This is a genomic window from Pseudomonas sp. FP2300, assembly GCF_030687595.1.
In the GTDB taxonomy this organism is placed as follows: Bacteria; Pseudomonadota; Gammaproteobacteria; order Pseudomonadales; family Pseudomonadaceae; genus Aquipseudomonas; species Aquipseudomonas bijieensis.
In genome coordinates, this window is record NZ_CP117440.1 from 5,631,709 (window position 1) to 5,654,238 (window position 22,530).

Here is a 22,530-nt window from a genome sequence, read left to right on the forward strand (position 1 = left end):
ACATCGCGCCCCGGCCAGTGCTTGGGTACAATTCGACGCTAATTTGATCTCGTATCAGGAACACTTACATGATCGCTTGCCTGCGGCTGCTCTCCGCCCTCTGCCTCGCTGCCCTCCTGGCGGCCTGCGCCAGCTCGCCCTCGTCCAGCCTTGGCGAACTTCCACGGACCCCGGATGCCAGTATCGAGCAGTTGCTCGAACAGGCCAACCAAAGCAAAAACCCGGAAAAAGCCGCCCTACTGCGCCTGAGCGCTGCCGACCTGGCCTACCGCCAGGGCAACGCCGGCCAGTCCGCACAGATCCTGCAACAAGTGCCGATGGAGCAACTCAAGCCCGGCCAGCAGATTTTTGCCAGCACGCTGTCGGCCGAACTGGCGATGACCCGCAACCAGCCCAAGGCGGCACTGACTGCCCTGAGCCACCCAAGCCTGCAACACCTGAGCGAAATGCCAGTAGAGCAGCAGGTCCGCACCGGCACCGTCCGCGCCCGCGCCCTCGAGGCCGATGGCCAGACCCTGGCCGCCGCCAAGGAGCGCATCTTCATCGCGCCCCTGCTGGAAAACGACGCCGCGGCGAAAAACCACGAAGCCATCTGGGTACTGATCGCCTCGCTGCCCACCGACCAGTTGCAACCGACCAGCAACGACGATCTGGGCGGCTGGCTGAGCCTCGCCCAAGCCGTCAAGACCGCCGGCACCCTGGAACAACAGCAGGCGGCCATCGACCACTGGCGCGAACAGAACCCGAAGCACCCCGCCGCCCTGCAACTACCGACACCCCTGGTCAAGCTCAAGGAACTGGCGAGCCAGCCGCTGAGCAAGATCGCCCTGCTGCTGCCGCAGAATGGCCCGTTGGCCGCGGTTGCCAAGGCCTTGCGCGAGGGCTTCATGGCCGCGCACTACCAGGCCCAGCAGGCCGGGCAGAAGCCACCAAGCATCCAGTTCTACGACAGCTCCAGCCTGACCTCCATGGACGAGTTCTACCGCAAGGCCCAGGCCGACGGCGTGCAACTGGTGGTCGGACCGCTGGAAAAACCACTGGTCAAGCAGATCAGCACTCGCCCGCAACTGCCAATCACCACCCTGGCGCTGAACTACAGCGAAGGCGAACAAGGGCCACCGCAACTGTTCCAGTTTGGCCTGGCGCCCGAGGATGAAGCGCGCGAAGTGTCCCGTCGCGCCCGTGCCGACGGCCTGCATCGTGCCGCCGCCATGATACCGAAGGGTGAATGGGGCGATCGTGTACTGAAGGCCTTCAGCCAGGACTGGCAGGCCAATGGCGGCACCATCATCGCGATCGAACGGGTCGACCAGCCAGTGCAACTGGCCCAGCAGATCGCCGACATGTTCCAATTGCGCCAGAGCGAGGGCCGCGCCAAAAGCCTGCAAAACACCGTTGGCACCACGGTCGCGGCCCAGCCATCCCGTCGCCAGGACATCGAGTTCATCTTCCTGGCCTCGACGCCGCAACAGGCTCAGCAGATCAAGCCAACCCTGAACTTCCAGTACGCCGGTGACGTGCCGGTCTACGCGACGTCTTCGGTGTTCAGCGCCAGCGGCGACCAGAACCAGTACAACGACATGAGCGGCATCCGCTTCTGCGAAACCCCGTGGTTGCTCGACGCCAATGACCCACTGCGCAAGCAGGTCACCGCCCAGTGGCCCCAGGCCGGTGGCAGCCTGGGTCGGTTGTACGCGATGGGTGTAGATGCCTATCGCCTGGCACCGCGCCTGGGCCAGCTCAAGACGCTGCCGGACAGCCGCATCGAAGGCCTGTCGGGCAGCCTGGCAGTATCCGCAACCCAGCGCGTACAGCGTCAACTGCCATGGGCCGAGTTCGTCAACGGCCAGGTACAGCGCCTGCCGGATACCCAGCGCTGATGCCTGACCGATCACGCCAGCAACGCGGACGGGATGCCGAGGGCCAGGCTCTCGCGCATCTCCAGCAGCAAGGCCTGCGGCTGGTGGCGCAGAACTGGTTGTGTAAACGCGGCGAGCTTGATCTGGTCATGCTTGACGGCGATACAGTAGTATTCGTCGAAGTCCGCTACAGAAAAAATACTCAATGGGGTGGCGCGCTCGACAGCATTGACGAGCGCAAGCGCCAGAAGCTGGTTTTCGCCGCGCAGTACTTTCTGCAAAGCGAGTCTCGCTGGGCCGATCATCCCTGCCGCTTCGACGTGGTTGCCATCGACAGCAACGCCGCCCAGTTGAATTGGCTGCAGAACGCCTTCGACAGTTGAGCGCCCATGCCGAGCCGGACACCTTCACCTAACTTTTTTGCTCTTTGCTTTGCGCGCCGCACACGTTTGTGCCGATAAGCCGCGCTACTTAAGGTCACACTGATGGACATGCAATCGCGAATTCGCCAGCTTTTTCAGGCCAGTATCGACACCAAGCAACAGGCGATGGACGTACTTGCACCACACATCGAGCAAGCCAGCCAAGTGATGGTCAACGCCTTGCTCAACGAGGGCAAGATGCTTTCGTGCGGCAATGGCGGCTCGGCCGGCGATGCCCAGCATTTCTCTTCGGAATTGCTCAACCGCTTCGAACGCGAGCGTCCGAGCCTGCCGGCGATCGCCCTGACCACCGACAGCTCGACGATCACCTCGATCGCCAACGACTACAGCTACAACGAAGTATTCTCCAAACAGATCCGCGCCCTGGGTCAACCCGGCGATGTACTGCTGGCCATTTCCACCAGCGGCAACTCGGCCAATATTATTCAAGCGATCCAGGCCGCACATGATCGCGAAATGATTGTCGTAGCATTGACCGGTCGTGACGGCGGCGGCATGGCGTCCCTGCTATTGCCTGAAGACGTCGAGATCCGCGTACCGGCCAATGTCACCGCACGTATCCAGGAAGTCCACCTGCTGGCGATCCACTGCCTTTGCGACTTGATCGACAGCCAACTGTTCGGGAGTGAAGAATGACCCCTAATCGCCTAGGCCTTCTGGCCCTGACCCTGTGCCTCGGCATCAGCGGCTGCACATCGGTGGTTAACGCCAGCCGGGAAAAGCCGATTGAAGACGACCGCGGCACCCGCACCTTCGGCAGCAAGATCGACGACTCCCTGATCGAAACCAAAGTGGGAGTGAACATCGCCAAGGCCGACCCGGACCTGGACAACAACTCGCACATCGTCGTCACCAGCTTCAACGGCGTCGTATTGCTGGCCGGCCAGACCCCGCGCGCCGACCTTAAGGCCAAGGCCGAGCAGGAAGCCAGCGCCGTGCAGCGGGTCAAGACCGTGCATAACGAACTGCAGGTGTTGCAACCGTCCTCGCTGCTGGCACGCCAGAATGACGCTTGGCTGACCACCAAGATCAAGACCCAGATGCTCACCGACGCCAGCATTCCCGGCTCGCGCATCAAGGTCGTGACTGAGAATGGCATTGTCTATCTGCTGGGGCTGCTGACCAAGCAAGAGGCCGCGCAGGCGACCAATCTGGTGCAGGGTGTGTCCGGGGTGCAGAAAATCGTCAAGTTGTTTGAGTACATTGACTGATACAGCGCGAGCTCAGAAAAGGCGCTTTTCCCAGGCGGGGAAAGCGCCTTTTTTTGGGTTCGATTTCAGGGCTGACTGGCGTGATATACACACCAACCACGGAACCACAAAAAAAATGCCCGCATCTCACGACACAGGCATTTTCTTCAAACCAGCCAGCAGATCTATTTCACCACTTTCAGACTAGGCCGCCCGCTAGGACGCGGCGGCTCGTCATCCGGTGGCGGCAGGTCATCATCCGGCTCGAACTCTTCTTCACCGTCCAGCGGCGCTTCCAGCTCAAACACCATGCCCTGGCCATTCTCCCGAGCATAAATTCCCAGGATCGCAGCAATAGGCACGTACAGCGTGTGCGGCACACCACCGAAGCGCCCTTCGAAGCTGACGGCGTCATTATCCATGTGCAGGTGACGCACAGCGGCTGGCGATACGTTCAGGACAATCTGCCCATCGTTGGCAAAACCCTGCGGCACCTGCACCGATGGATACTCGGCGTTGACCAGCATGTGCGGGGTGCAATCGTTGTCCACAATCCACTCGTAGAGCGCGCGGACCAGATAAGGTCGACTGGAGTTCATAGCGGCTCCCTAAGCCTTAGCGCATGTCGCGTTCGACACCAGACAGACTCGCCTGGAAAGCCTCACGCGCGAATTGGCGCTCCATATAATCAAGCAGCGGCTTGGCAGGCCGCGGCAGTTCGATACCCAGAATCGGCAAACGCCAGAGTATGGGCAATAGGCAGCAATCCACCAGACTTTGTTCCTCACTGAGGAAAAACGGCTTGTCGACGAACAACGGCGATACGCCAGTCAGGCTTTCACGCAGTTCCTTACGTGCCACGACCCGCGCGGGTTCCTTGGTCCGGGAATCCAGGATCAGATCCACCAACCCGCACCAGTCACGCTGGATGCGATGGATCAGCAAACGACTGTTGGCGCGTGCGACAGGGTACACCGGCAGCAAAGGCGGATGCGGATAACGCTCATCCAAGTATTCCATCACCACGGTCGACTCCCACAATGCCAGGTCACGATCGACCAGTGTGGGCAGACTGCCGTAAGGGTTCACTTCGATCAGCTTCGGCGGCTGACGGCCCGCTTCGACGTAAATGATCTCGGCGCTGACACCCTTCTCTGCCAGTACGATGCGTACCCGGTGGGAATAGTGGTCGGCGGGGTCGGAGTAACAGGCCAACCGATTGGTCACGCCCATGGCGATCCTCCTCGCTTGTTGAAATTATCGAAAAACGGAAAAACGAGCGCGCCCAGAGAGCGTCTCCCGTAACACCTGGCTGACCAGGCTCGTTACATTTCTAGAGACGCCCTTGGGCGCGCACGATTAACAGCAACGGCTTACAGCTTTATCAATGCACGTCTTTCCAGTATTCACGCTTGAGCAGGTAAGCGAATACGAAGAAGAACGCCAGGTACAGCAATACATAGGTACCGATGCGCTGATGCTCCAGCTTCACCGGGTTGGCCGAGTAGGCCAGGAAGGTCACCAGGTTCTTGACCTTCTCGTCAAACTGCTCCGGGGTCAGGCTACCGGTGTTCGGCAATACGGTCAGTTGGTCGCAGGCTTCATGCGTCAAAGCGGTGCCAGTCAGCGGATCGAATTGCTTTTTACCACCCTCGACGATCTGAACCTGTTTGCAGCCTACCACCTGGCGCCCCTGGAGGCCGACCAGAACGTTAGGCATGCCGACGTTCGGGAAGACCTTGTTGTTCACGCCCCATGGACGCGCAGGGTCTTCGTAGAACGAACGCAGGTAACCATAAAGCCAGTCAGTTCCACGTACGCGGGCGACCAGGGTCAAATCCGGCGGCGCGGCGCCGAACCAGGTCTTGGCATCCGCAGGCTGCATGCCGATGGTCATGTGATCGCCCAGCTTGGCACCGGTGAACACCAGTTTCTCGAGCATCATTTCATGGGGAATGCCCAGGTCATCGGCTACACGCTCGTAGCGCTGGAACTTGGCACTGTGGCAGCCCATGCAGTAGTTGGCGAACGTCCGTGCGCCGTCCTGCATGGCAGCCTTGTCGGAAACGTCGATGTCGACTTTTTCCAGCTCTGGACCACCGTGTTCGGCCGCGAAGGACAATACAGGCATAGCAGCAAGAATCAGTACAGCAAATAGCTTTTTCATCAGCCAGTCACCCTTTCCGGAACCGGTTTGGTCTTCTCGAGCCTGGTATAGAACGGCATCAGAATGAAGTAGGCGAAGTACAGGAAGGTGCAAACCTGCGACAGCAACGTACGCTCCGGTGTCGGTGCCAGTACACCCAGCACGCCCAGGATCACGAACGAGATGCAGAACACCACGAGCCAGATCTTGCTCAGCCAGCCTTTGTAGCGCATCGACTTGACCGGACTGCGGTCCAGCCACGGCAGGACGAACAGCACGGCGATGGCCGCGCCCATGGCGATAACGCCCATCAGCTTGTCCGGAATCGCCCGCAGGATCGCGTAGAACGGCGTGAAGTACCAGACCGGGGCAATGTGTTCAGGGGTCTTGAAGGCGTTCGCTTGCTCGAAGTTCGGCTTCTCGAGGAAATAACCACCCATTTCCGGGAAGAAGAACACGATGGAGCAGAAGATGAACAGGAAGACCACCACACCGACGATATCTTTCACGGTGTAGTACGGGTGGAAGGCGATGCCATCCAGCGGTACGCCGTTCTCGTCCTTGTGCTTCTTGATGTCCACACCATCGGGGTTGTTCGAGCCGACTTCGTGCAGCGCCAGGATGTGCAGTACCACCAGACCGAGGATCACGATCGGCAAGGCCACGACGTGCAGGGCGAAGAAGCGGTTCAGGGTGATGCCGGAGATCAGGTAGTCACCGCGGATCCACTGGGTCAGGTCGTCGCCGATGACCGGAATCGCACCGAACAACGAGATGATCACCTGGGCACCCCAGTAGGACATCTGGCCCCATGGCAGCAGGTAGCCCATGAAGGCTTCGGCCATCAGCGCCAGGTAGATCAGCATGCCGAAAACCCACACCAGCTCACGAGGCTTCTGGTACGAACCGTAGAGCAGACCACGGAACATGTGCAGGTAGACCACGATGAAGAACGCCGAAGCGCCAGTGGAGTGCAGCAGACGCAGGATCGAGCCGTACTCGACATCGCGCATGATGTATTCGACGGAGGCAAACGCTTCTTCCGCCGACGGGGTGTAGCTCATGGTCAGCCAGACACCGGTAACGATCTGGTTGACCAGAACGAGCAATGCCAGAGAGCCAAAGAAGTAGAAGAAGTTGAAGTTTTTTGGAGCGTAATATTTGCTGAGATGGTCTTCCCACATTTTGGTCGCGGGAAAGCGCGCATCAACCCAATCCATGAATTTGCTCATCACGCTTTCTCCGTGTCGACGCCGATGACAATGATGTCATCCGACTCATAGGAATGCGGGGGAACTGGCAGGTTCAGAGGTGCAGGCTGCGACTTGTAGACGCGACCGGCCAGGTCGTAGTGGGAGCCGTGGCAAGGGCAGAAATAACCACCAACCCAGTCCTTGCCCAAGTCGGCAGGCGCCACTTCAGGACGGAACGTTGGCGAGCAACCCAGGTGCGTGCAGATCCCGATCAGAAGCAGGACTTCTGGCTTGATCGAACGTGTCTCCGGATCGACATAGGTCGGTTGCGTCGAGTTCTTGGAGGTGGGGTCGGACAACTGCCCCTCGATCTTTTTCAGATTCCCCAGGATTTCCTCTGTACGGCGGACGATGAACACCGGCTGGCCGCGCCACTCAGCAATCATCTGCTGGCCTGGCTCGATCTTGCTGACATTCACTTTCACCGGTGCACCTGCAGCTTTCGCCTTGGCACTGGGAAACCATGACCCCACGAACGGGACCGCAGCCCCCACCGCTCCTGCAGCACCCACCACGGATGTGGCTGCTACCAGGAAGCGACGCCGGCCTGCATTCACGCCGTCATTGCTCATTCAGTCCTCTCCCATCAGCTTTGTGGCCTGTTAGATCAGGCGTCTACTAAGTAAAAATCTGAACTTATAAAAATTTTGCCGAATGGTAATGAAAAGCCCCAATTCTGACAAGGTAATTACCAAGCGGCCAAACCGCCAAGCCTTGTAGTATAGGGGCTCTACGAATGTGGCAAGTTGTCACAGAGCAATTCTTTTGCCCATAAAAAAACGCCCAGCTCCGTGAGGAACTGGGCGCCTTTTGAAAGCGGAAGCGGAATTAACGCTTCGAGTACTGCGGACGCTTACGCGCTTTACGCAGACCGACTTTCTTACGTTCAACTTCGCGAGCATCGCGAGTTACGAAGCCGGCTTTGCGCAGAGCACTACGCAGAGTCTCGTCGTAGTCCATCAGGGCGCGAGTGATGCCGTGGCGGATTGCGCCAGCTTGACCACTTACACCACCACCGATAACGGTGACGTAGATGTCGAATTTTTCGACGGTCTCGGTCAGTTCCAGCGGCTGACGAACTACCATGCGGGCAGTTTCGCGGCCGAAGAAGTTATCCAGGGAGCGGTTGTTGATGGAGATGTTACCAGTGCCCGGACGCAGGAAAACGCGTGCGGTTGCAGTCTTGCGACGGCCAGTGCCGTAATTTTGAGTCGCCGACATAATGAACTATTCCGTTAAAACTTCAGTTCTTGGGGCTGCTGAGCAGTATGAGGGTGAGCAGCGCCCGCATAAACCTTCAGCTTACGATACATGTCGCGACCCAGTGGGTTTTTAGGCAGCATGCCTTTAACCGCGGTCTCGATCACGCGCTCAGGGGCTTTGGCGATCAGCTTTTCGAAGTTGATCGACTTGATGCCGCCAGGAAAACCGGAGTGGGAGTAGTACATTTTGTCAGTGGTTTTAGCGCCAGTAACACGTACTTGCTCAGCGTTGATCACGACGATGTAGTCACCGGTGTCAACGTGAGGGGTGTACTCAGGCTTGTGCTTGCCACGCAGACGGCTCGCGATTTCGGTGGCCAGACGACCCAGGGTCTGACCAGCAGCGTCGACGACAAACCAGTCGCGCTTTACTGTTTCCGGTTTAGCAGTAAAAGTTTTCATTCTTTATAGCCTCAGGGGCCGCCCTGTAAATTAGACGGCGGATCTTACTGAATAGTGCGTACTTTGACAAGTCAAAGGCAGCCGGATACAGACGCTTTCGGGGGCTCGGGTCGGCGCGTCCGTTCAACGGCAAGATTCTTCGGCGGCGGCGCATCACTTCCACTGCAGAAAGAGGTGCGCAATTATGCAGATTGCGAAAAATATTTCAACCTGCTTTTATGATTGTTTTGCCCAAGGAGGTCCCGATGGACTATCGCCAGCTAGGCCGTACCGATCTGAACGTGAGTGCCCTGTGCCTCGGAACCATGACCTGGGGTGAGCAGAACAGCGAGGCCGAAGCCTTCGCCCAGATCGAACGCGCCAAGGGTGCCGGCATCAATTTCATGGACACCGCCGAGATGTACCCGGTGCCACCGAAGGCCGAGACCTACGCCACCACCGAGCGCTACATCGGCAATTACTTCAAGAGCCGCGGCGACCGTGCCGACTGGATCCTGGCAAGCAAGATCGCCGGTCCCGGCAACACCATCGACTACATCCGCGACCAGAACCTCAAGCACAACCGCCGCCACATCGTCGAAGCGGTGGATGCCAGCCTCAAGCGCTTGCAGACCGACTGGATCGATCTTTACCAATTGCACTGGCCGGAGCGCAGCACCAATTTCTTTGGCCAACTGGGCTACCAGCACAAGGCCGACGAAACGTTCACCCCGCTGGAGGAAACCCTCGAAGCCCTGGACGAACAGGTCCGCGCCGGCAAGATCCGCCACATCGGCCTGTCCAACGAAACGCCTTGGGGCACCATGAAATTCCTCGCCCTGGCCGAAGCCCGTGGCTGGCCGCGGGCGGTGTCGATCCAGAACCCTTACAATCTGCTCAATCGCAGCTTCGAGGTCGGCCTCGCGGAAATCGCCATCCGCGAACAGTGCGGCCTGCTGGCCTACTCGCCCCTGGCGTTCGGTTTCCTGTCGGGCAAATACGAAAACGGCGCACGGCCAGCCAAGGGTCGCCTGACCCTCTATAGCCGCTTCATGCGCTATTTCAATCCGCAGTCGGAAGCAGCATGCAGCCGCTATGTGGCGTTGGCCCGCGAACATGGCCTGGACCCCGCACAGATGGCCCTGGCGTTCGTCACCCAGCAGCCGTTCGTGACCAGCAACATCATCGGCGCCACCACGCTGGAGCAACTGGACAGCAACATCGCCAGCTTCGACCTGAAGCTGTCGGATGAAGTCCTGGCGGGGATCGAGGCGATTCACAAGGACCAGCCGAATCCGGCGCCTTGATTGATTCATAGCCCTCATCGCGAGCAGGCTCACTCCCACATTGGATTTATGTCTGACCACAATTTGTGATTCGACAGACACCCTTATGGGAGCGAGCCTGCTCGCGATAGCGGTCTAACAGTCACTACGTCATCAAAGCGACCGCGCAATAATCTCCTTCATGATTTCATTGGTCCCGGCATAGATCCGCTGCACCCGCGCATCCGCCCACGCCCGGGCAACCGGGTATTCCCACATGAAGCCGTAGCCGCCGTGTAGCTGCACGCATTCGTCGAGCACCTTGCATTGCAGGTCGGTGCCCCAGTACTTGGCCATCGCCGCCGTCGGTACATCGAGCTTGCCTTGCAGGTGCAGTTCCAGGCAGCGGTCGACGAAGACCCGGCCAATCTGGATTTCGGTGGCCATTTCCGCGAGCTTGAAACGGGTGTTCTGGAAGTCCGCGATGGATTTGCCGAACGCCTTGCGGTCGCGGGTGTAGTCCAGGGTCCATTGCAGCGCCGCTTCGGCCGAGGCCAGGCCGCCAATGGCGACGGTCAGGCGCTCCTGAGGTAGCTCCTGCATCAAGTAGGCGAAGCCCATTCCGGCCTGGCCAAGCAGGTTTTCCTTCGGCACGCGGACATCCTGGAAGAACAATTCCGAGGTGTCCTGGGCCTTCATTCCAACTTTTTCCAGGCGCTTGCCCTTTTCGAAACCCGGCGTACCCGCCTCCACCAGGAACAGGCTGGTGCCCTTGGACCCAGCCTTCGGATCGGTCTTGGCGACCACGATCACCAGGTCAGCCAGGAAACCATTGGTAATGAAAGTCTTCGAGCCGTTGATGACGTACTCATCGCCGTCCAGCACCGCCGAGGTCTTCACGCCTTGCAGGTCGGAACCGGCGCCCGGCTCGGTCATGGCGATGGCCGTGACCATCTCACCAGACACCAGTTTCGGCAGGTATTTGTGTTTCAGCGCTTCACTGCCGTAATGCAGGATGTACGGCGCGACGATGTCGGAATGCAGCGAGAAACCGATCCCCGTCAGCCCCAGGCGGCCGATCTCCTCGATCACCACCGTGCTGTAGAGGAAGTCCGCGTCCAGCCCGCCGTAGGCTTCTGGAAGGTGCGAGCACAACATGCCCGCCTCCCCCGCTTTGTTCCAGAGCTGGCGGTCGACATGCCCCTGTTTTTCCCACTGGCTGTGGTACGGCACGGCTTCTTTTTCGAGGAAGGTTCGTACGCTGTCGCGAAACAATTCGTGCTCGGGACTGAACAGTGTTCTTGGGATCATGAGGCACCTTTGATTATTGTTGGACGTGGTTATCCGATAGAGCCTAAAGCCTGCGGTGTACGACAGGACACTGGACACATCCGACAAAAAATAAGACGATCCAGCCGTCTGGTGACCACTTTCCCCTATAAAAATAAAGATGAATTATGTCTATGCACGTCTCCACGCCCTTGCGGCGCGTCAGCATCCTGGCAATCGACCGGGTCTTCGCCTTCACCCTCATGCAAGCCAAGGATTTTTTCCACCTGGCCAGCCTGCGCTATGGCAAGCAACTGGGCCTAGGCCTGACGCCGGCGTTTGAAATCCGCCTGGTCAGCCCCGATGGCAAACCGGTGAACAGCTTCAGCGATGTGATCATGCCGGTGGACGGTGGCCTGGAAAATACCGACGTCATCATCCTGCCAGCCTTCTGGGATGATTTCGCCAGCCTCTGCCAACGTTATCCTCAGGTCCTGCCCTGGCTGCGGGAACAACATGCCCGCGGTGCGGTGCTCTGCGGCGAAGCCACCGGGGTGTTCTGGCTGGCCGAGTCCGGGCTGCTCGACGGCAAGGAGGCGACCACCTACTGGCGCTTCTTCAATGCCTTCAAGGAGCGCTTCCCCCAAGTGCACTTGAACCAGGACAAGCACCTGACCGACGCCGACAACCTGTTCTGCGCTGGCGGTGCGACCTCAGCCTGCGACCTCTACATTTACCTCATTGAACGCTTCTGTGGCGCCAATGTGGCCCAGGCCGTGGCGCGGGACATCCTGTATGAAGTGCAACGCAGCTATTCGCCGGGACGGATCGGCTTCGGCGGGCAGAAACTGCACCAGGATGTGATCATCCTGCAGATCCAGCACTGGCTTGAGGAGCACTTCGCCGACAAATTCCGCTTCGAGGACGTCGCCCGCGAACACGGCATGAGCATTCGCAATTTCATGCGCCGCTTCCAGACCGCCACGGGTGACAAACCACTGCATTACCTGCAACGACTGCGGATAGAAACCGCCAAGGGCCTGCTCTCCGGCAGCCGCAAGAGCATCAAGACCATCAGCTATGAAGTCGGCTACGACGATGCGAGCTTTTTCGCCCGGTTGTTCCGGCAACATACCGACCTGTCGCCGAACCAGTATCGGCAGCAGTTTCAGCAGGCGGCGTGAACCGGAGCTGAATGCAATCCAATGTGGGAGCGGGCTTGCTCGCGAAAGCGGTGGGTCAGCTTGCATCTATGCTGAACATACCGCCCCCTTCGCGAGCAAGCCCGCTCCCACAGGGTTATGCAGTGAACTGCTAAATCTCGCGCGCACAAAAAAGGCCTGCAATCGCAGGCCTTTTTTGTTCCGAATCCCCTACGGCTTATGCGCCCGCGCCAGGAATTCGTGGGATTGCATCTCCAGCAAACGACTCAAGGTCCGCTGGAATTCGAACGTCAGGCGACCGCCGGTGTAAAGGTCCTTGAGTTCGACTTCAGCCGAAATGATCAGCTTCACGTTACGGTCGTAGAACTCGTCGACCATGTTGATGAAGCGGCGGGCGATGTCGTCGGTGGTGACGCTCATTTGTTCGACGCCGCTGAGCAGCACGGCGTGGAAGATCTTGCCCAGCTCGATGTAGTCGTTCTGGCTGCGAGGGCCGTCGCAAAGTTCGCGGAAGTCGAACCAGGCCACGTCGTCACAGGTGCGGATGGCGCGGATCTCACGGTTCTCGATGATCAATACATCGTTTTCCACCGCCTGGGTGCATTCCGGCGTCAAGGCACGGAAGCTCTTGCGCAAGCTTTCTTCGGCGGCGGCATCCAGGGGAAAGTGGAACAGCTCGGCTTGCTCGAGGTGACGCAGGCGATAATCCACGCCGCTGTCGACGTTGACGATTTCGGTGTGTTCCTTGATCAGCGCGATCGCCGGCAGGAAACGCGCCCGCTGCAGGCCGTCCTTGTACAGGCCGTCCGGCACGATGTTCGAGGTGGCGACCAGGGTCACGCCGTTCTTGAACAGCTCTTCCATCAAGGTGCCGAGGATCATGGCGTCGGTGATGTCGGACACGAAAAACTCATCGAAGCAGATCACCCGGGTCTCGTCGGAGAAACGCTTGGCGATGATGGTCAGCGGGTTCTTCTCGCCACCCAGGGTCTTCATTTCTTCGTGCACACGCTTCATGAAGCGGTGGAAGTGCGTCCGCGTCTTTTCCTTGAACGGCAGCGCTTCGAAGAAGGTGTCCACCAGGTAGGTCTTGCCACGGCCCACACCCCCCCAGAAATACAGGCCCTTGACCGGTGTCTGGTCTTTCTTGCCGAACAGTTTGCCCAACAGGCCCGGCTTGTTGTTCGACGCCGCGACCAAGTCATCGTACAGGCGCTGCAAATGCCGCACCGCCGTTTCCTGGGCTGCGTCGTGGAAAAACTCCGGGCGTTTCAGATCAGCTTGATATCGTTCTAGGGGCGTCATATTCGTTAGCAAGGCAACAAAAACGGGCCGTCACTGTAGCGATGGCCCAAAGGAATGGCAATCGGCCCGTATTCGGGCCGATGGTCGGAGTTACGCGCCGGAATCAGTCCTGGGCAGGTGTCAGGGCAACACGCAACGCATCAATGCCTGCATCGCGAGCGGCGCTGTCTGCGAAAACCGGGCTGTCCGCCACGCATTCGCCGTCGAGCCAGACACTGAAACTCTGTCCGTCGTTACGAACATCCAATGGCTGACCGGACTGCAATTGCTTGGTGACCTGGCCAGCAGCCTTGCCATCGGCAAAGTGGCGGGACAACAACAGTTGCTCGCCGTCGGCGGCCAGCAGACGGAAGCGGAAACTGCCGTCGTCTTCGCGAAAGCTCACGAAGCGTGCAGCCTTGGTGGCTTTCTTCTTGGTGCTGGCGGCCACTTGGACCTGGCTGACAAACGACCGCAGGCCAACGGCCTCGCGCAGTTCATTGAGGAACGGCGTCGCCACGGCCCGGGCTTTTTTCGCGCCGTGCTGCAGGATGTCTTCCAGGTCCGCCGGACGCTCGATCAACTGGTGATAACGCTCACGCGCTTCACCCAACTCACTGTCGAGCAACTGGAACAGACGGTTCTTGGCTTCGCCCCAACCCAGGCCTTGCAGCAGTTCGCTGCGGAAGCCGGCGGACTGTTCGGCAGTGGCAAAAGCCTGGAACAGGGTGAACAGGTGCGAATTGTCCGGATCCTTGGCTTCGCCCGGGGCACGGGAGTCGGTAACGATCCGCGAGATCGCGTCCTTCATGTCCTTGGCGCTGCTGAACAACGGGATGGTGTTGTCGTAGCTCTTGGACATCTTGCGGCCATCGAGGCCCGGCAGCGTCGCCACGCTTTCCTCGATCAGCGCCTCGGGCATGGTGAAGAACTCCTTGCCCTGGCCGAACAGGTGATTGAAGCGCTGGCCGATGTCGCGGGCCATTTCCACGTGCTGGATCTGGTCACGACCGACCGGCACCTTATGGGCGTTGAACATCAGGATGTCGGCGGCCATCAGTACCGGGTAGCTGTACAGGCCCATGGTGATGCCGGCGTCCGGGTCTTCGCCGGCCTCGACGTTCTTGTCCACCGAGGCCTTGTAGGCATGGGCACGGTTGAGCAGGCCCTTGGCGGCGACGCAGGTCAGCAGCCAGGTCAGTTCGGGAATCTCGGGAATGTCGGACTGCCGATAAAAGGTCACGCGGTCCACGTCCAGGCCGCCGGCCAGCCAAGTGGCGGCGATTTCCAGGCGCGAACGCTGGATACGCAGCGGGTCATCGCATTTGATCAGGGCGTGGTAGTCGGCCAGGAAGTAGAACGAATCGGCGTTACTGTCGCGGCTGGCGAGGATCGCCGGACGGATAGCGCCGGCATAGTTGCCCAGGTGCGGGGTGCCGGTGGTGGTGATGCCGGTCAGGATACGGGTACGCGTCGTCATGGGTTATCGCTTGTCAGACTGCTGTCAATTCGAAAGGCGCGGCAGGATCAGATCCTTGAGATCGGTCAGCTTGCCATGAAAAAAGTGTCCGCATTCTGCCACTTTCAGCAGCTCATGGGGGCGTTGGAGCGTGTCGGACCATTCGTAAACCAGTTGCGGATCGACCACTTCGTCGGTTTCCGGTTGGATCACGGTCAACTCGCCACTCATCGGCAAGGGCGACTGTTCATTCAGGCGCATCACCGCCGGGGCCACCATGAACAGGTGTTTGAGCGGTTGCCCCTGGGCTTCCAGGCGTCCGCCAAGGCTCGCGGCAACGAAACCACCAAACGAAAAACCGAACAGGGTGAGCGGCAGTTGCGGGTATTTTTCCCGCAGCCAATCGGCGGCGGCCTGGGCGTCGTCGACTTCACCAGTGCCCATGTCATGCGTACCGGCACTGGCACCCACGCCACGATAATTGAAACGCAACGTAACCAGCCCAGCATCGCGGGCAGTGCGTTGCAGGGTCGAGACCACTTTATTGAGCATGGTCCCACCCTGCACCGGGTTCGGGTGGCAGATCAGCGCCAGGCCACGGGGCGCCTCGCTGTCCAGGTACAAGGCTTCCAGTTGGCCCACCGGGCCATCGATGACTACAGGGGTTTCGCGCATAAGCAAGGGAAAGAACTCCGTGACCTCGAATAGGGTCGACTCGTCTAGCTAAAGTCTGTGCCTGGCATGATTGCGATGTTCTTCGCGGTATACAGCGCAGGTCCGAGCCGTTAACGTAAAGCAAAGCCGTTTATAGAGGAAGGACTCGTGGAACACTCGCTCTTAGTTTGGCTGTTGCCGACTCTTGCCCTGGTTGCCGGTGTCGCCATTGGATTCCTGCTTGCCCGATTGCTGCCCAACGCGGTGCCCAACAGCACGCAACGTCAGCTGGACGACATTCAGGAACGTTTCGACAGTTATCAGAATGAGGTGGTCACCCACTTCAACAGCACCGCGTCCCTGGTGAAAAAACTCACCCAGAGCTACCAGGACGTCCAGGATCATCTGTCCGAAGGTGCCAATCGCCTGGCCCTGGACGAGCAGACTCGCCAACGTCTGCTGGCTGCTCTGCAAGCCGATGCAGCACAGACTCCACGGGAACGCCTGACCCCACCAAAAGGGATCCAGGAACCGCCGCGGGACTACGCCCCCAAGGCCCCCAATTCACCCGGCATGCTCGATGAGCATTACGGTTTGAAGAAGTAATCTCCAAGCGACACCCAAAAGCCCGCCCGATCATATGATCGGGCGGGCTTTTTATTGCCTCAAATCCCACTCACTTCACTGTTGATCCATTGTGGCAAGGGTAAATGGCAGCCACAAAAAGGGGGGGGGCCATGTTTCCATGGCCCCCCCCTTTCATTTATCGCCCAGCGATTACGGATATTGCTGGTAAGTCTGGCCCTGCTGCTGCGGTGCCTGCTGGTAATTCTGGCCCGGAATAGCCTTGAGGTTCACCTCGACACGACGGTTCTGCGCACGACCATTGACGTCGGCATTGCTCGCCACCGGGTTGTCCGGGCCGGCGCCACGGGCCGAGAGGTTGGCACCGCTCACGCCCTGGGATGTCAGGTAGGTCGCCACGCTCTGGGCACGACGCTGGGACAGGTCCATGTTGTGCTGGCGGCTGCCGGTGCTGTCGGTATAACCGACGATTTCGATCTGGTTCTGGTTGAACTCCTTGAGGGAGTTGGCCAGGTTGTTCAGTGGCTGGTAGAAGCTGGAGGCGATGTTCGCCGAGTCGGTGGCGAAGGTGATGTTGCCCGGCATGATCAGCTTGATCTGGTCACCCTGGCGCTGCACTTCAACGCCGGTATTGGCCATGCTCGCACGCAGTTTCTTTTCCTGCTGGTCGGCGTAGTAGCCGTAGCCAGCTGCGGAAGCCCCCACCACCGCCGCGCCGATCAACGCCCCTTTGCCGCGGTTATCGTGACCGATGGCCGCACCGGCCAACGCCCCCGCCAGTGCACCGAGGCCGCCGTACTTGGCGGTTTTGCTCATACCCGACGATTCGGTAGAGGCCTGGCCCTGGTTGTCATAGGGGTTAGGCGACGCACAGCCGGACAACAGGGCCACAGCAGTAGCGACAACGATCAAGCGACGCGAGGTGAACATGGAATGCTCCTGGGTTTTCAGTCTGAAGTGCCAGGGCGTAGGCAATCGACTCTGGCAGGCGTTGGAACACGGCAATCGTTAAAAATTCCGTCCCGCTGCGTCGCGTTTCGCCCGGCTGCCCGATAAAAACCGGCGTCCAGGCGAACGCCCCTCAACCCTGCGCCAGACAGCGGCTCACGCCCCTGACAATCATCTCCACTTCGCGCCCATCGATCGTCAACGGCGGTAACAGGCGGATGGTCTGGCCCCGGGTGACATTGATCAGCAGCCCGTGGTCCCGGGCGGCGCGAAGGGTCAGGTCGCGGACCGGTTGCTTGAGTTCGATGCCGATCATCAAGCCCTGACCGCGAATCGCCAATACATTGGGGTTGTCCGCCAACTCGATCCGCAACCGACTCAGCAATTGTTCGCCCTGGTGCCTGGCGTTATCCACCAGCGCTTGTTGCTCAATGATATCCAGCACCGTGCAGCCGACCCGACAGGCCAGTGGATTGCCGCCAAAGGTGCTGCCATGACTGCCAGGAGTAAACAACTCGGCAGCCTTGCCCCGCGCCAGGCAAGCACCGATGGGCACGCCGTTGCCCAGGCCTTTGGCAAGGGTCATGACGTCCGGCACGATGCCTTCATGCTGGAACGCGAACCATTGGCCGGTGCGACCGATACCGGTCTGGATCTCGTCGAGCATCAACAGCCAGGCACGCCGGCTGCACAGTTGCCGCAAGGCCTTGAGGTAACCCGGCGGGGCGAGCTGCACACCGCTCTCGCCCTGGATCGGCTCCACCAGTACAGCAACGATGCGCTCGGCATGAGCCTGCCGGACCTCTTCCAACGCCGCGAGGTCGCCAAACGGTACCTTGATGAAATCCCCCGGCAACCGATTGAAACCCAGCCGCACGGACGGGCCGTCACTGGCGGACATGGTGCCCAAGGTGCGCCCGTGGAACGCGTTGTCCATGACCACCACCAACGGCTGCTCGATGCCCCTGTGCCAGCCATAGAGGCGCGCCAGTTTCAGCGCGGTTTCGTTGGCCTCGGCGCCCGAGTTGTTGAAAAACACCCGCTCCAGCCCGGACAGCTGGGTGAGCTTTTGCGCCAGGCGTTGCTGCCAATCGATGCTGTACAGGTTGGATGTGTGCAACAGCAGGCCGGCTTGCTCGCTGATGGCGGCCACCAGTCGAGGGTGAGAGTGGCCGACATTGGTCACCGCCACGCCCGCCACCGCATCGAGGTATTCGCGGCCGTCCTGGTCCCACAGGCGCGTGCCCAAGCCATGGGTGAAATTCAGCGCCAGGGGTTGGTAAGTGGTCATCAGGCAGGCAGCGGTCATGGCTCAGGCTCCATCGGGTGGTTTTTTCCAGTATGGTTAGCCACTCAAAATGGATAAATGCGACTTTACTTCAATCATTTAAAAGCTGAGCTTGATAATGGACCTGTTCCAGGCAATGACCGTTTACGTGAAGGTGGTAGAAACCGGAAGCCTGACAGCGGCGGCCCAGGCCTGCGAAATGTCCACCACCATGGTGGGCAATCATCTTCGGGCGCTGGAGCAACGCCTCGGCGTGCGCCTGATCAACCGTACGACACGGCGCCAGCGCCTGACTGAATTCGGCTCGGCCTACTACCAGCGTTGCCTGGAAGTGTTGGGGTTGGTGGCCGATTCCGAACGCCTGGCCGAACAGGCCCAGGGCGAACCCACCGGCACCCTGCGCATCACCGCACCGCTGACCTTTGGTACCGAACGCCTTTCGCCGGCGCTGGCCGAATTCAGCCAGCGCTTCGCCCAGGTCAAGCTCGACGTGGTGCTGACCAACCAGCGCCTTGACCTGCTCGACCATGGCTTCGACGTGGCCATCCGCCTTGGCCATCCCGATCCGAAACTGATTGCCCGTCCGTTGATGGACTACACCCTGACCATCTGCGCCTCCCCTGCTTACCTGGCCCGGCGAGGCACGCCGGAACAACCCGCGGACTTGCAACAGCACGACTGCCTGTCGTTCGCCTATTCGGCAGCAGACGAATGGCGCTTTGCCCAGGATCACTGGCCGATCAATGGCCCGCAAGGCGAGATCAAGATCCCGGTGAACGGACCGATGCTGATCAACAGCTCCTCGGGCCTGCATCGCGCCGCCCTGGCCGGGATGGGCGTGGTGATGCTGCCCGATGCGCTGGTGGCCCAGGACCTGAAGGATGGACACCTGGTGACGTTGCTGCCGGGCTACCAGCTGCCCCATCGGCCGATGAGCCTGATGTACGCGCAGGATCGCTACCGTTTGCCGAAGCTGCGCAGTTTTGTCGAGTTTGCGTTGGAGAAATGGGGCAAACCCTGAGGGATTGACCCGAAGAATGTTGGATGAAAATAAATCCCGTGGCGAGGGAGCTTGCTCCCGCTGGGGCGCGAAGCGGCCCATCTCGGGACTGCTACGCAGTCCAGCGGGAGCAAGCTCCCTCGCCACGGTTCAGCGTTCATCCGAAGCTCTGCCCCGCTAGTGACCCCGCGCCCCATCAGCTACTCTTCCTCCTTGGACGAGCATTTTGATATCAAGGCTGATTGAGGAAACGACGATGGGAGATGCCTCGAACATCGACATGCTGCGGTTCGACTTGTCCGATCTGGACGAAGGCGTACTGCACACCATCCTGGAACTGGTCAGCGATGGCATCTGGGACTGGAATGCCAACACCGGCTTCGTCTACCGCAATCCCGGCTGGTACACGATGCTTGGCTACCCGCCTCACTCCCTGGACAACACCGTGCTGACCTGGGAGAGCGTGATCCACCCGGGTGACTATCCACGGGTCATGGCGTTGTTCGACGACTATCTGGAACAAAGATCCCACGGCTACCAGGCCGAATACCGTTGTCGCACGCGCGACGGTTCCTATATCTGGATCGAGGATCGCGGCTACGTGATCGCCCGCAACCCTGACGGCACGGTGGCGCGCATGATCGGCGCCCATCGCAGTATCGACGACAAGAAGCGCTTGTTCGAGCAACTGGAGCGGCGCAACAAGTCCCTGGAAGCAGTGATCGAAGAGCGCACCCGCGAACTGTCCCGGGTCAACCAACAATTGCAGATTCAACTCGAGGAAAACCGTCGACTCGCCGAGACCGATGCACTGACGCTGGTCGCCAACCGCTATCGCCTGGAGCAAGCGCTGCCACTGGCCTGCGAACGTGCCCAGCGCTTTCGCGAACCTTTGTCGCTGATCGCCATGGATGTCGACGATTTCAAAGACATCAACGACCGTTACGGACATGCTTTCGGCGATGCGGCATTGGTGCAAGTGGTGCAGGCGGTCCAGCGCTGCGAGCGCGACGGCGACCTGCTGGTGCGCTGGGGCGGCGACGAGTTCATCATGATCTTGCCCAACACCTCCCTGACCGACGCCTGCCTGATGGCCGAAACCATTCGCCGTGGATTGTCCGACCTGCTGCCGGTGGGCGATTTTCAGATCACCATGAGCTTTGGCGTGGTGCAGCGCTTCGACGATGAACAACAAGCGGCGCTGCTGGACCGGGCGGACCAGGCGCAGTATCGCTCAAAGATGGCCGGCAAGAATGTGATCTGCAAATGAAACCGGGCTCAGGGTCCGCGGCAAAAATGAATGCATCTTTGCGGCGTTTACAGCGGTCATAGGTTGTAACGCTTGCAATCAGGTCCGGGCACTTGTCGACTCGATCCCCCTCCCCTTCTAACCTTTATCTGGGCTGCGCCGGTTGGTCGTTACCCCGGGAGCAATGGCTGGCCTTTCCCGTCGAGGGCACCCACTTGCAGCGCTATAGCGCACGCTTCCCGGCGGTGGAGATCAACAGTTCGTTCTACCGTCCACACCGCCCCGCCACCTACGCAAAGTGGGCCGATAGCGTCACCTCGGACTTTCGCTTCTCGGTCAAAGTGCCAAAACAGATCACCCATGAACGGCGGCTGCTCGATTGCGAAGGGCTTATGGATGATTTTCTGGGGCAATGCTCGCAATTGGGAGAGAAACTGGGCTGCCTGCTGATCCAGTTACCACCATCACTGGCCTTCGATGCCGCAGTGGCCGAAGCATTCTTCACCGCATTGCGCGACCGTTATCAGGGCCATGCCGTGCTTGAACCCCGGCATCCGAGCTGGCTCGCGCCGACGGCGCAAGCACTGCTGCAAGCCCAGCACATCGGCCGCGTCGCCGCCGATCCCTCGCCATTGCCCGGTTGCGATCGACCGGCAGGCTGGCCTGGCGTTCGTTACTACCGGTTGCACGGTTCGCCGCGAATTTACTATTCCCCGTACGATGAGCCCTGGCTGGAACGGCTCGCCCGGCAATTGAAGACCGGGGCCGACACACCGACCTGGTGCATCTTTGACAACACTGCCAGTGGCGCCGCAACGCCCAATGCCCTGCGACTGTTGGAGCTGATGCGAGATTGAAGCCAGGACCGGCAACAAAAGCCAACCTGTCGCCGGTCCGACCGTGACAACACCGTCCGCGTCCAATAGATTAGGCGACCGGAAAAAAGCTCAATGCCTTTCTCGCCTCATCCCGCTAACAGAAGTAGTGAAATTTCAATGTCCGATTCCAATACCGCTGAATCCGTAGTCACCCTGTCGTCCAAAGCGGAATACGAAAACTCCATCAATCTTTCACAGCATCTGCCCCAGGCCAAAACCATCAGTGAAATGGTCCTCGATGCGTTCCAGTCGAACCGCGAAAGCGACCAGATCCGCGAACTGCGCAACGCCATCCGCCAGGCTCACGATGCGTTCGACGACGACAAGGCCTACGAACTGATGGGCCAGCTCAAGCAGCTCAAGGACGCCGAAGCCGCCGATTTCGCGGCCCTGGAAGACCTGAGCAGCCGCTTCCCGATCAGCCGCATTCTCTCCAGCTACAAGGACGATCCATCGTTCCAGGAATTGGTCTACGGCCTGGCCCTGAAAGTGCTGAACCAGACCCACCAGGCCATCAGCAATCCAAGTGGCAGCAAGGGCAAGGCCTCGCGAGCCAAGAAGGAAGCCGAAGTGTTTGTCATCAGCAAGGACGGCATCAGCGTCACCCTGCCCTTGCGCACACCACGCTCCAAGCCGAACGTCGACCGTGAAGCCTTCGAATTCCTCGGTTTCAATTTTGTCGGCGAAGGCGAAGAAGCCGAGCTGGAAAGCGAAACCTTCCTGGACAACGACGGCACCGAACAACCGGTCACCCGCAAGAGCATCGTCACCGCCCTGCAACAGCAAAAGGCATTCGACGGCTACAGCATCGCCCAGCAATAAGCCCACGCTGAGTTTTCCCCTTGTGAGAGCGGGCTTGCTCGCGAATGCACCGTGTCAGTCAACATCAGTTCAACTGACCCACCGCTTTCGCGAGCAAGCCCGCTCCCACAGAAGTCCAAGGCAATACCCATG

The 22,530-nt window shown here is 59.8% G+C and carries 24 protein-coding genes; 11 read left to right on the forward strand and 13 right to left on the reverse strand.

Translation table 11 applies throughout. From position 1 onward, the window contains the following. Positions 1-68 precede the first annotated feature (68 nt). The 4 genes from PSH86_RS24950 to PSH86_RS24965 all read left to right on the forward strand — a co-directional run bounded on the left by PSH86_RS24950 (position 69) and on the right by PSH86_RS24965 (position 3,513). On the forward strand, positions 69-1,880 hold the full coding sequence (locus PSH86_RS24950; protein ID WP_109754817.1) for a penicillin-binding protein activator: 1,812 nt from the start codon (positions 69-71) through the stop codon (positions 1,878-1,880). Beyond that, the gene (locus PSH86_RS24955; protein WP_109754818.1) at positions 1,880-2,242 is read left to right on the forward strand and encodes a YraN family protein; all 363 of its coding nucleotides are present in this window, start codon (positions 1,880-1,882) and stop codon (positions 2,240-2,242) included. The genes PSH86_RS24950 and PSH86_RS24955 overlap by 1 nt, the downstream gene beginning before the upstream one ends. A gap of 102 nt (positions 2,243-2,344) precedes the next feature. Beyond that, positions 2,345-2,938: a phosphoheptose isomerase gene (locus PSH86_RS24960; RefSeq protein WP_007928463.1), complete on the forward strand. Its 594-nt coding sequence runs from the start codon at positions 2,345-2,347 to the stop codon at positions 2,936-2,938. Further along, positions 2,935-3,513 (forward strand): BON domain-containing protein, encoded by a 579-nt coding sequence (locus PSH86_RS24965; RefSeq protein ID WP_030139689.1) that lies wholly within the window; start codon positions 2,935-2,937, stop codon positions 3,511-3,513. The genes PSH86_RS24960 and PSH86_RS24965 overlap by 4 nt, the downstream gene beginning before the upstream one ends. Before the next feature lie 164 nt (positions 3,514-3,677). Here the strand turns inward: PSH86_RS24965 and PSH86_RS24970 are convergent, their stop codons facing one another. From PSH86_RS24970 to rplM, 7 genes are all read right to left on the reverse strand, one after another. Beyond that, positions 3,678-4,091, reverse strand: coding sequence for a ClpXP protease specificity-enhancing factor (locus PSH86_RS24970; RefSeq protein WP_058545586.1), 414 nt, complete (start codon positions 4,089-4,091; stop codon positions 3,678-3,680). Between the two features lie 16 nt (positions 4,092-4,107). After that, positions 4,108-4,725: a glutathione S-transferase N-terminal domain-containing protein gene (locus tag PSH86_RS24975; protein WP_003178195.1), complete on the reverse strand. Its 618-nt coding sequence runs from the start codon at positions 4,723-4,725 to the stop codon at positions 4,108-4,110. A gap of 151 nt (positions 4,726-4,876) precedes the next feature. Further along, positions 4,877-5,659: a cytochrome c1 gene (locus PSH86_RS24980; RefSeq protein WP_109754819.1), complete on the reverse strand. Its 783-nt coding sequence runs from the start codon at positions 5,657-5,659 to the stop codon at positions 4,877-4,879. Next, complete coding sequence (locus PSH86_RS24985) at positions 5,659-6,870, reverse strand: cytochrome bc complex cytochrome b subunit (RefSeq protein ID WP_003205362.1); 1,212 nt, start codon at positions 6,868-6,870, stop codon at positions 5,659-5,661. Before PSH86_RS24985 ends, PSH86_RS24980 begins: the two co-directional genes overlap by 1 nt. Next, positions 6,870-7,463, reverse strand: a complete 594-nt coding sequence (petA, locus tag PSH86_RS24990; protein ID WP_109754820.1) for a ubiquinol-cytochrome c reductase iron-sulfur subunit — start codon at positions 7,461-7,463, stop codon at positions 6,870-6,872. Before petA ends, PSH86_RS24985 begins: the two co-directional genes overlap by 1 nt. Before the next feature lie 256 nt (positions 7,464-7,719). After that, positions 7,720-8,112 carry a 30S ribosomal protein S9 gene (gene rpsI / locus PSH86_RS24995; protein WP_003228056.1) on the reverse strand — a complete coding sequence of 131 codons (393 nt, stop codon included), beginning with the start codon at positions 8,110-8,112 and terminating at the stop codon, positions 7,720-7,722. A gap of 14 nt (positions 8,113-8,126) precedes the next feature. Continuing rightward, entirely contained in the window at positions 8,127-8,555 is a 429-nt protein-coding gene (gene rplM, locus PSH86_RS25000; protein WP_003205365.1) for a 50S ribosomal protein L13, read from the reverse strand. A gap of 245 nt (positions 8,556-8,800) precedes the next feature. Here rplM and PSH86_RS25005 point away from each other — a divergent pair, with 245 nt between their 5' ends. Further along, positions 8,801-9,841 (forward strand): NADP(H)-dependent aldo-keto reductase, encoded by a 1,041-nt coding sequence (locus PSH86_RS25005; RefSeq protein ID WP_116833402.1) that lies wholly within the window; start codon positions 8,801-8,803, stop codon positions 9,839-9,841. 132 nt (positions 9,842-9,973) lie between these two features. Here PSH86_RS25005 and PSH86_RS25010 read toward each other — a convergent pair whose 3' ends face one another. Beyond that, positions 9,974-11,110: an acyl-CoA dehydrogenase family protein gene (locus PSH86_RS25010; RefSeq protein WP_116833403.1), complete on the reverse strand. Its 1,137-nt coding sequence runs from the start codon at positions 11,108-11,110 to the stop codon at positions 9,974-9,976. Between the two features lie 245 nt (positions 11,111-11,355). Here PSH86_RS25010 and PSH86_RS25015 point away from each other — a divergent pair, with 245 nt between their 5' ends. Further along, a complete protein-coding gene (locus tag PSH86_RS25015) occupies positions 11,356-12,252 on the forward strand; it encodes a GlxA family transcriptional regulator (protein ID WP_178082494.1) in 897 nt (298 codons plus the stop codon). Between the two features lie 189 nt (positions 12,253-12,441). Here the strand turns inward: PSH86_RS25015 and zapE are convergent, their stop codons facing one another. The 3 genes from zapE to PSH86_RS25030 all read right to left on the reverse strand — a co-directional run bounded on the left by zapE (position 12,442) and on the right by PSH86_RS25030 (position 15,649). After that, positions 12,442-13,536, reverse strand: coding sequence for a cell division protein ZapE (gene zapE / locus PSH86_RS25020; RefSeq protein ID WP_163856812.1), 1,095 nt, complete (start codon positions 13,534-13,536; stop codon positions 12,442-12,444). A gap of 103 nt (positions 13,537-13,639) precedes the next feature. After that, positions 13,640-14,995 (reverse strand): tryptophan--tRNA ligase, encoded by a 1,356-nt coding sequence (locus PSH86_RS25025; protein ID WP_116833404.1) that lies wholly within the window; start codon positions 14,993-14,995, stop codon positions 13,640-13,642. Between the two features lie 24 nt (positions 14,996-15,019). Then, entirely contained in the window at positions 15,020-15,649 is a 630-nt protein-coding gene (locus PSH86_RS25030) for an alpha/beta hydrolase (RefSeq protein WP_109754826.1), read from the reverse strand. A gap of 147 nt (positions 15,650-15,796) precedes the next feature. Here PSH86_RS25030 and PSH86_RS25035 point away from each other — a divergent pair, with 147 nt between their 5' ends. Beyond that, a complete protein-coding gene (locus tag PSH86_RS25035) occupies positions 15,797-16,234 on the forward strand; it encodes a YhcB family protein (protein ID WP_003205372.1) in 438 nt (145 codons plus the stop codon). 171 nt (positions 16,235-16,405) lie between these two features. On the opposite strand, the gene PSH86_RS25040 is transcribed toward PSH86_RS25035, so the two are convergent. Further along, entirely contained in the window at positions 16,406-17,143 is a 738-nt protein-coding gene (locus PSH86_RS25040) for an OmpA family protein (RefSeq protein ID WP_109754827.1), read from the reverse strand. A 151-nt stretch (positions 17,144-17,294) separates the two neighbouring features. Then, positions 17,295-18,470 (reverse strand): aspartate aminotransferase family protein, encoded by a 1,176-nt coding sequence (locus tag PSH86_RS25045; protein WP_305485609.1) that lies wholly within the window; start codon positions 18,468-18,470, stop codon positions 17,295-17,297. Positions 18,471-18,567: 97 nt separating this feature from the next. Here PSH86_RS25045 and PSH86_RS25050 point away from each other — a divergent pair, with 97 nt between their 5' ends. The 4 genes from PSH86_RS25050 to PSH86_RS25065 all read left to right on the forward strand — a co-directional run bounded on the left by PSH86_RS25050 (position 18,568) and on the right by PSH86_RS25065 (position 22,398). Continuing rightward, entirely contained in the window at positions 18,568-19,470 is a 903-nt protein-coding gene (locus PSH86_RS25050) for a LysR family transcriptional regulator (RefSeq protein WP_163856801.1), read from the forward strand. 235 nt (positions 19,471-19,705) lie between these two features. Next, positions 19,706-20,719 (forward strand): diguanylate cyclase domain-containing protein, encoded by a 1,014-nt coding sequence (locus PSH86_RS25055; protein ID WP_305485614.1) that lies wholly within the window; start codon positions 19,706-19,708, stop codon positions 20,717-20,719. Positions 20,720-20,811: 92 nt separating this feature from the next. After that, entirely contained in the window at positions 20,812-21,555 is a 744-nt protein-coding gene (locus PSH86_RS25060; protein WP_305485618.1) for a DUF72 domain-containing protein, read from the forward strand. A 138-nt stretch (positions 21,556-21,693) separates the two neighbouring features. After that, a complete protein-coding gene (locus PSH86_RS25065) occupies positions 21,694-22,398 on the forward strand; it encodes a hypothetical protein (protein ID WP_212801428.1) in 705 nt (234 codons plus the stop codon). Positions 22,399-22,530: the final 132 nt, after the last annotated feature.

Excerpts from the sequence above, each read along its gene's own strand:
- PSH86_RS24950 (WP_109754817.1), top strand. The coding sequence starts at position 69 with ATGATCGCTTGCCTGCGGCTGCTCTCCGCCCTCTGCCTCGCTGCCCTC.
- PSH86_RS24955 (WP_109754818.1), top strand. The coding sequence starts at position 1,880 with ATGCCTGACCGATCACGCCAGCAACGCGGACGGGATGCCGAGGGCCAG.
- PSH86_RS24960 (WP_007928463.1), top strand. The coding sequence starts at position 2,345 with ATGGACATGCAATCGCGAATTCGCCAGCTTTTTCAGGCCAGTATCGAC.
- PSH86_RS24965 (WP_030139689.1), top strand. The coding sequence starts at position 2,935 with ATGACCCCTAATCGCCTAGGCCTTCTGGCCCTGACCCTGTGCCTCGGC.
- PSH86_RS24970 (WP_058545586.1), bottom strand. The coding sequence starts at position 4,091 with ATGAACTCCAGTCGACCTTATCTGGTCCGCGCGCTCTACGAGTGGATT.
- PSH86_RS24975 (WP_003178195.1), bottom strand. The coding sequence starts at position 4,725 with ATGGGCGTGACCAATCGGTTGGCCTGTTACTCCGACCCCGCCGACCAC.
- PSH86_RS24980 (WP_109754819.1), bottom strand. The coding sequence starts at position 5,659 with ATGAAAAAGCTATTTGCTGTACTGATTCTTGCTGCTATGCCTGTATTG.
- PSH86_RS24985 (WP_003205362.1), bottom strand. The coding sequence starts at position 6,870 with ATGAGCAAATTCATGGATTGGGTTGATGCGCGCTTTCCCGCGACCAAA.
- petA (WP_109754820.1), bottom strand. The coding sequence starts at position 7,463 with ATGAGCAATGACGGCGTGAATGCAGGCCGGCGTCGCTTCCTGGTAGCA.
- rpsI (WP_003228056.1), bottom strand. The coding sequence starts at position 8,112 with ATGTCGGCGACTCAAAATTACGGCACTGGCCGTCGCAAGACTGCAACC.
- rplM (WP_003205365.1), bottom strand. The coding sequence starts at position 8,555 with ATGAAAACTTTTACTGCTAAACCGGAAACAGTAAAGCGCGACTGGTTT.
- PSH86_RS25005 (WP_116833402.1), top strand. The coding sequence starts at position 8,801 with ATGGACTATCGCCAGCTAGGCCGTACCGATCTGAACGTGAGTGCCCTG.
- PSH86_RS25010 (WP_116833403.1), bottom strand. The coding sequence starts at position 11,110 with ATGATCCCAAGAACACTGTTCAGTCCCGAGCACGAATTGTTTCGCGAC.
- zapE (WP_163856812.1), bottom strand. The coding sequence starts at position 13,536 with ATGACGCCCCTAGAACGATATCAAGCTGATCTGAAACGCCCGGAGTTT.
- PSH86_RS25025 (WP_116833404.1), bottom strand. The coding sequence starts at position 14,995 with ATGACGACGCGTACCCGTATCCTGACCGGCATCACCACCACCGGCACC.
- PSH86_RS25030 (WP_109754826.1), bottom strand. The coding sequence starts at position 15,649 with ATGCGCGAAACCCCTGTAGTCATCGATGGCCCGGTGGGCCAACTGGAA.
- PSH86_RS25040 (WP_109754827.1), bottom strand. The coding sequence starts at position 17,143 with ATGTTCACCTCGCGTCGCTTGATCGTTGTCGCTACTGCTGTGGCCCTG.
- PSH86_RS25045 (WP_305485609.1), bottom strand. The coding sequence starts at position 18,470 with ATGACCGCTGCCTGCCTGATGACCACTTACCAACCCCTGGCGCTGAAT.
- PSH86_RS25050 (WP_163856801.1), top strand. The coding sequence starts at position 18,568 with ATGGACCTGTTCCAGGCAATGACCGTTTACGTGAAGGTGGTAGAAACC.
- PSH86_RS25055 (WP_305485614.1), top strand. The coding sequence starts at position 19,706 with ATGGGAGATGCCTCGAACATCGACATGCTGCGGTTCGACTTGTCCGAT.
- PSH86_RS25065 (WP_212801428.1), top strand. The coding sequence starts at position 21,694 with ATGTCCGATTCCAATACCGCTGAATCCGTAGTCACCCTGTCGTCCAAA.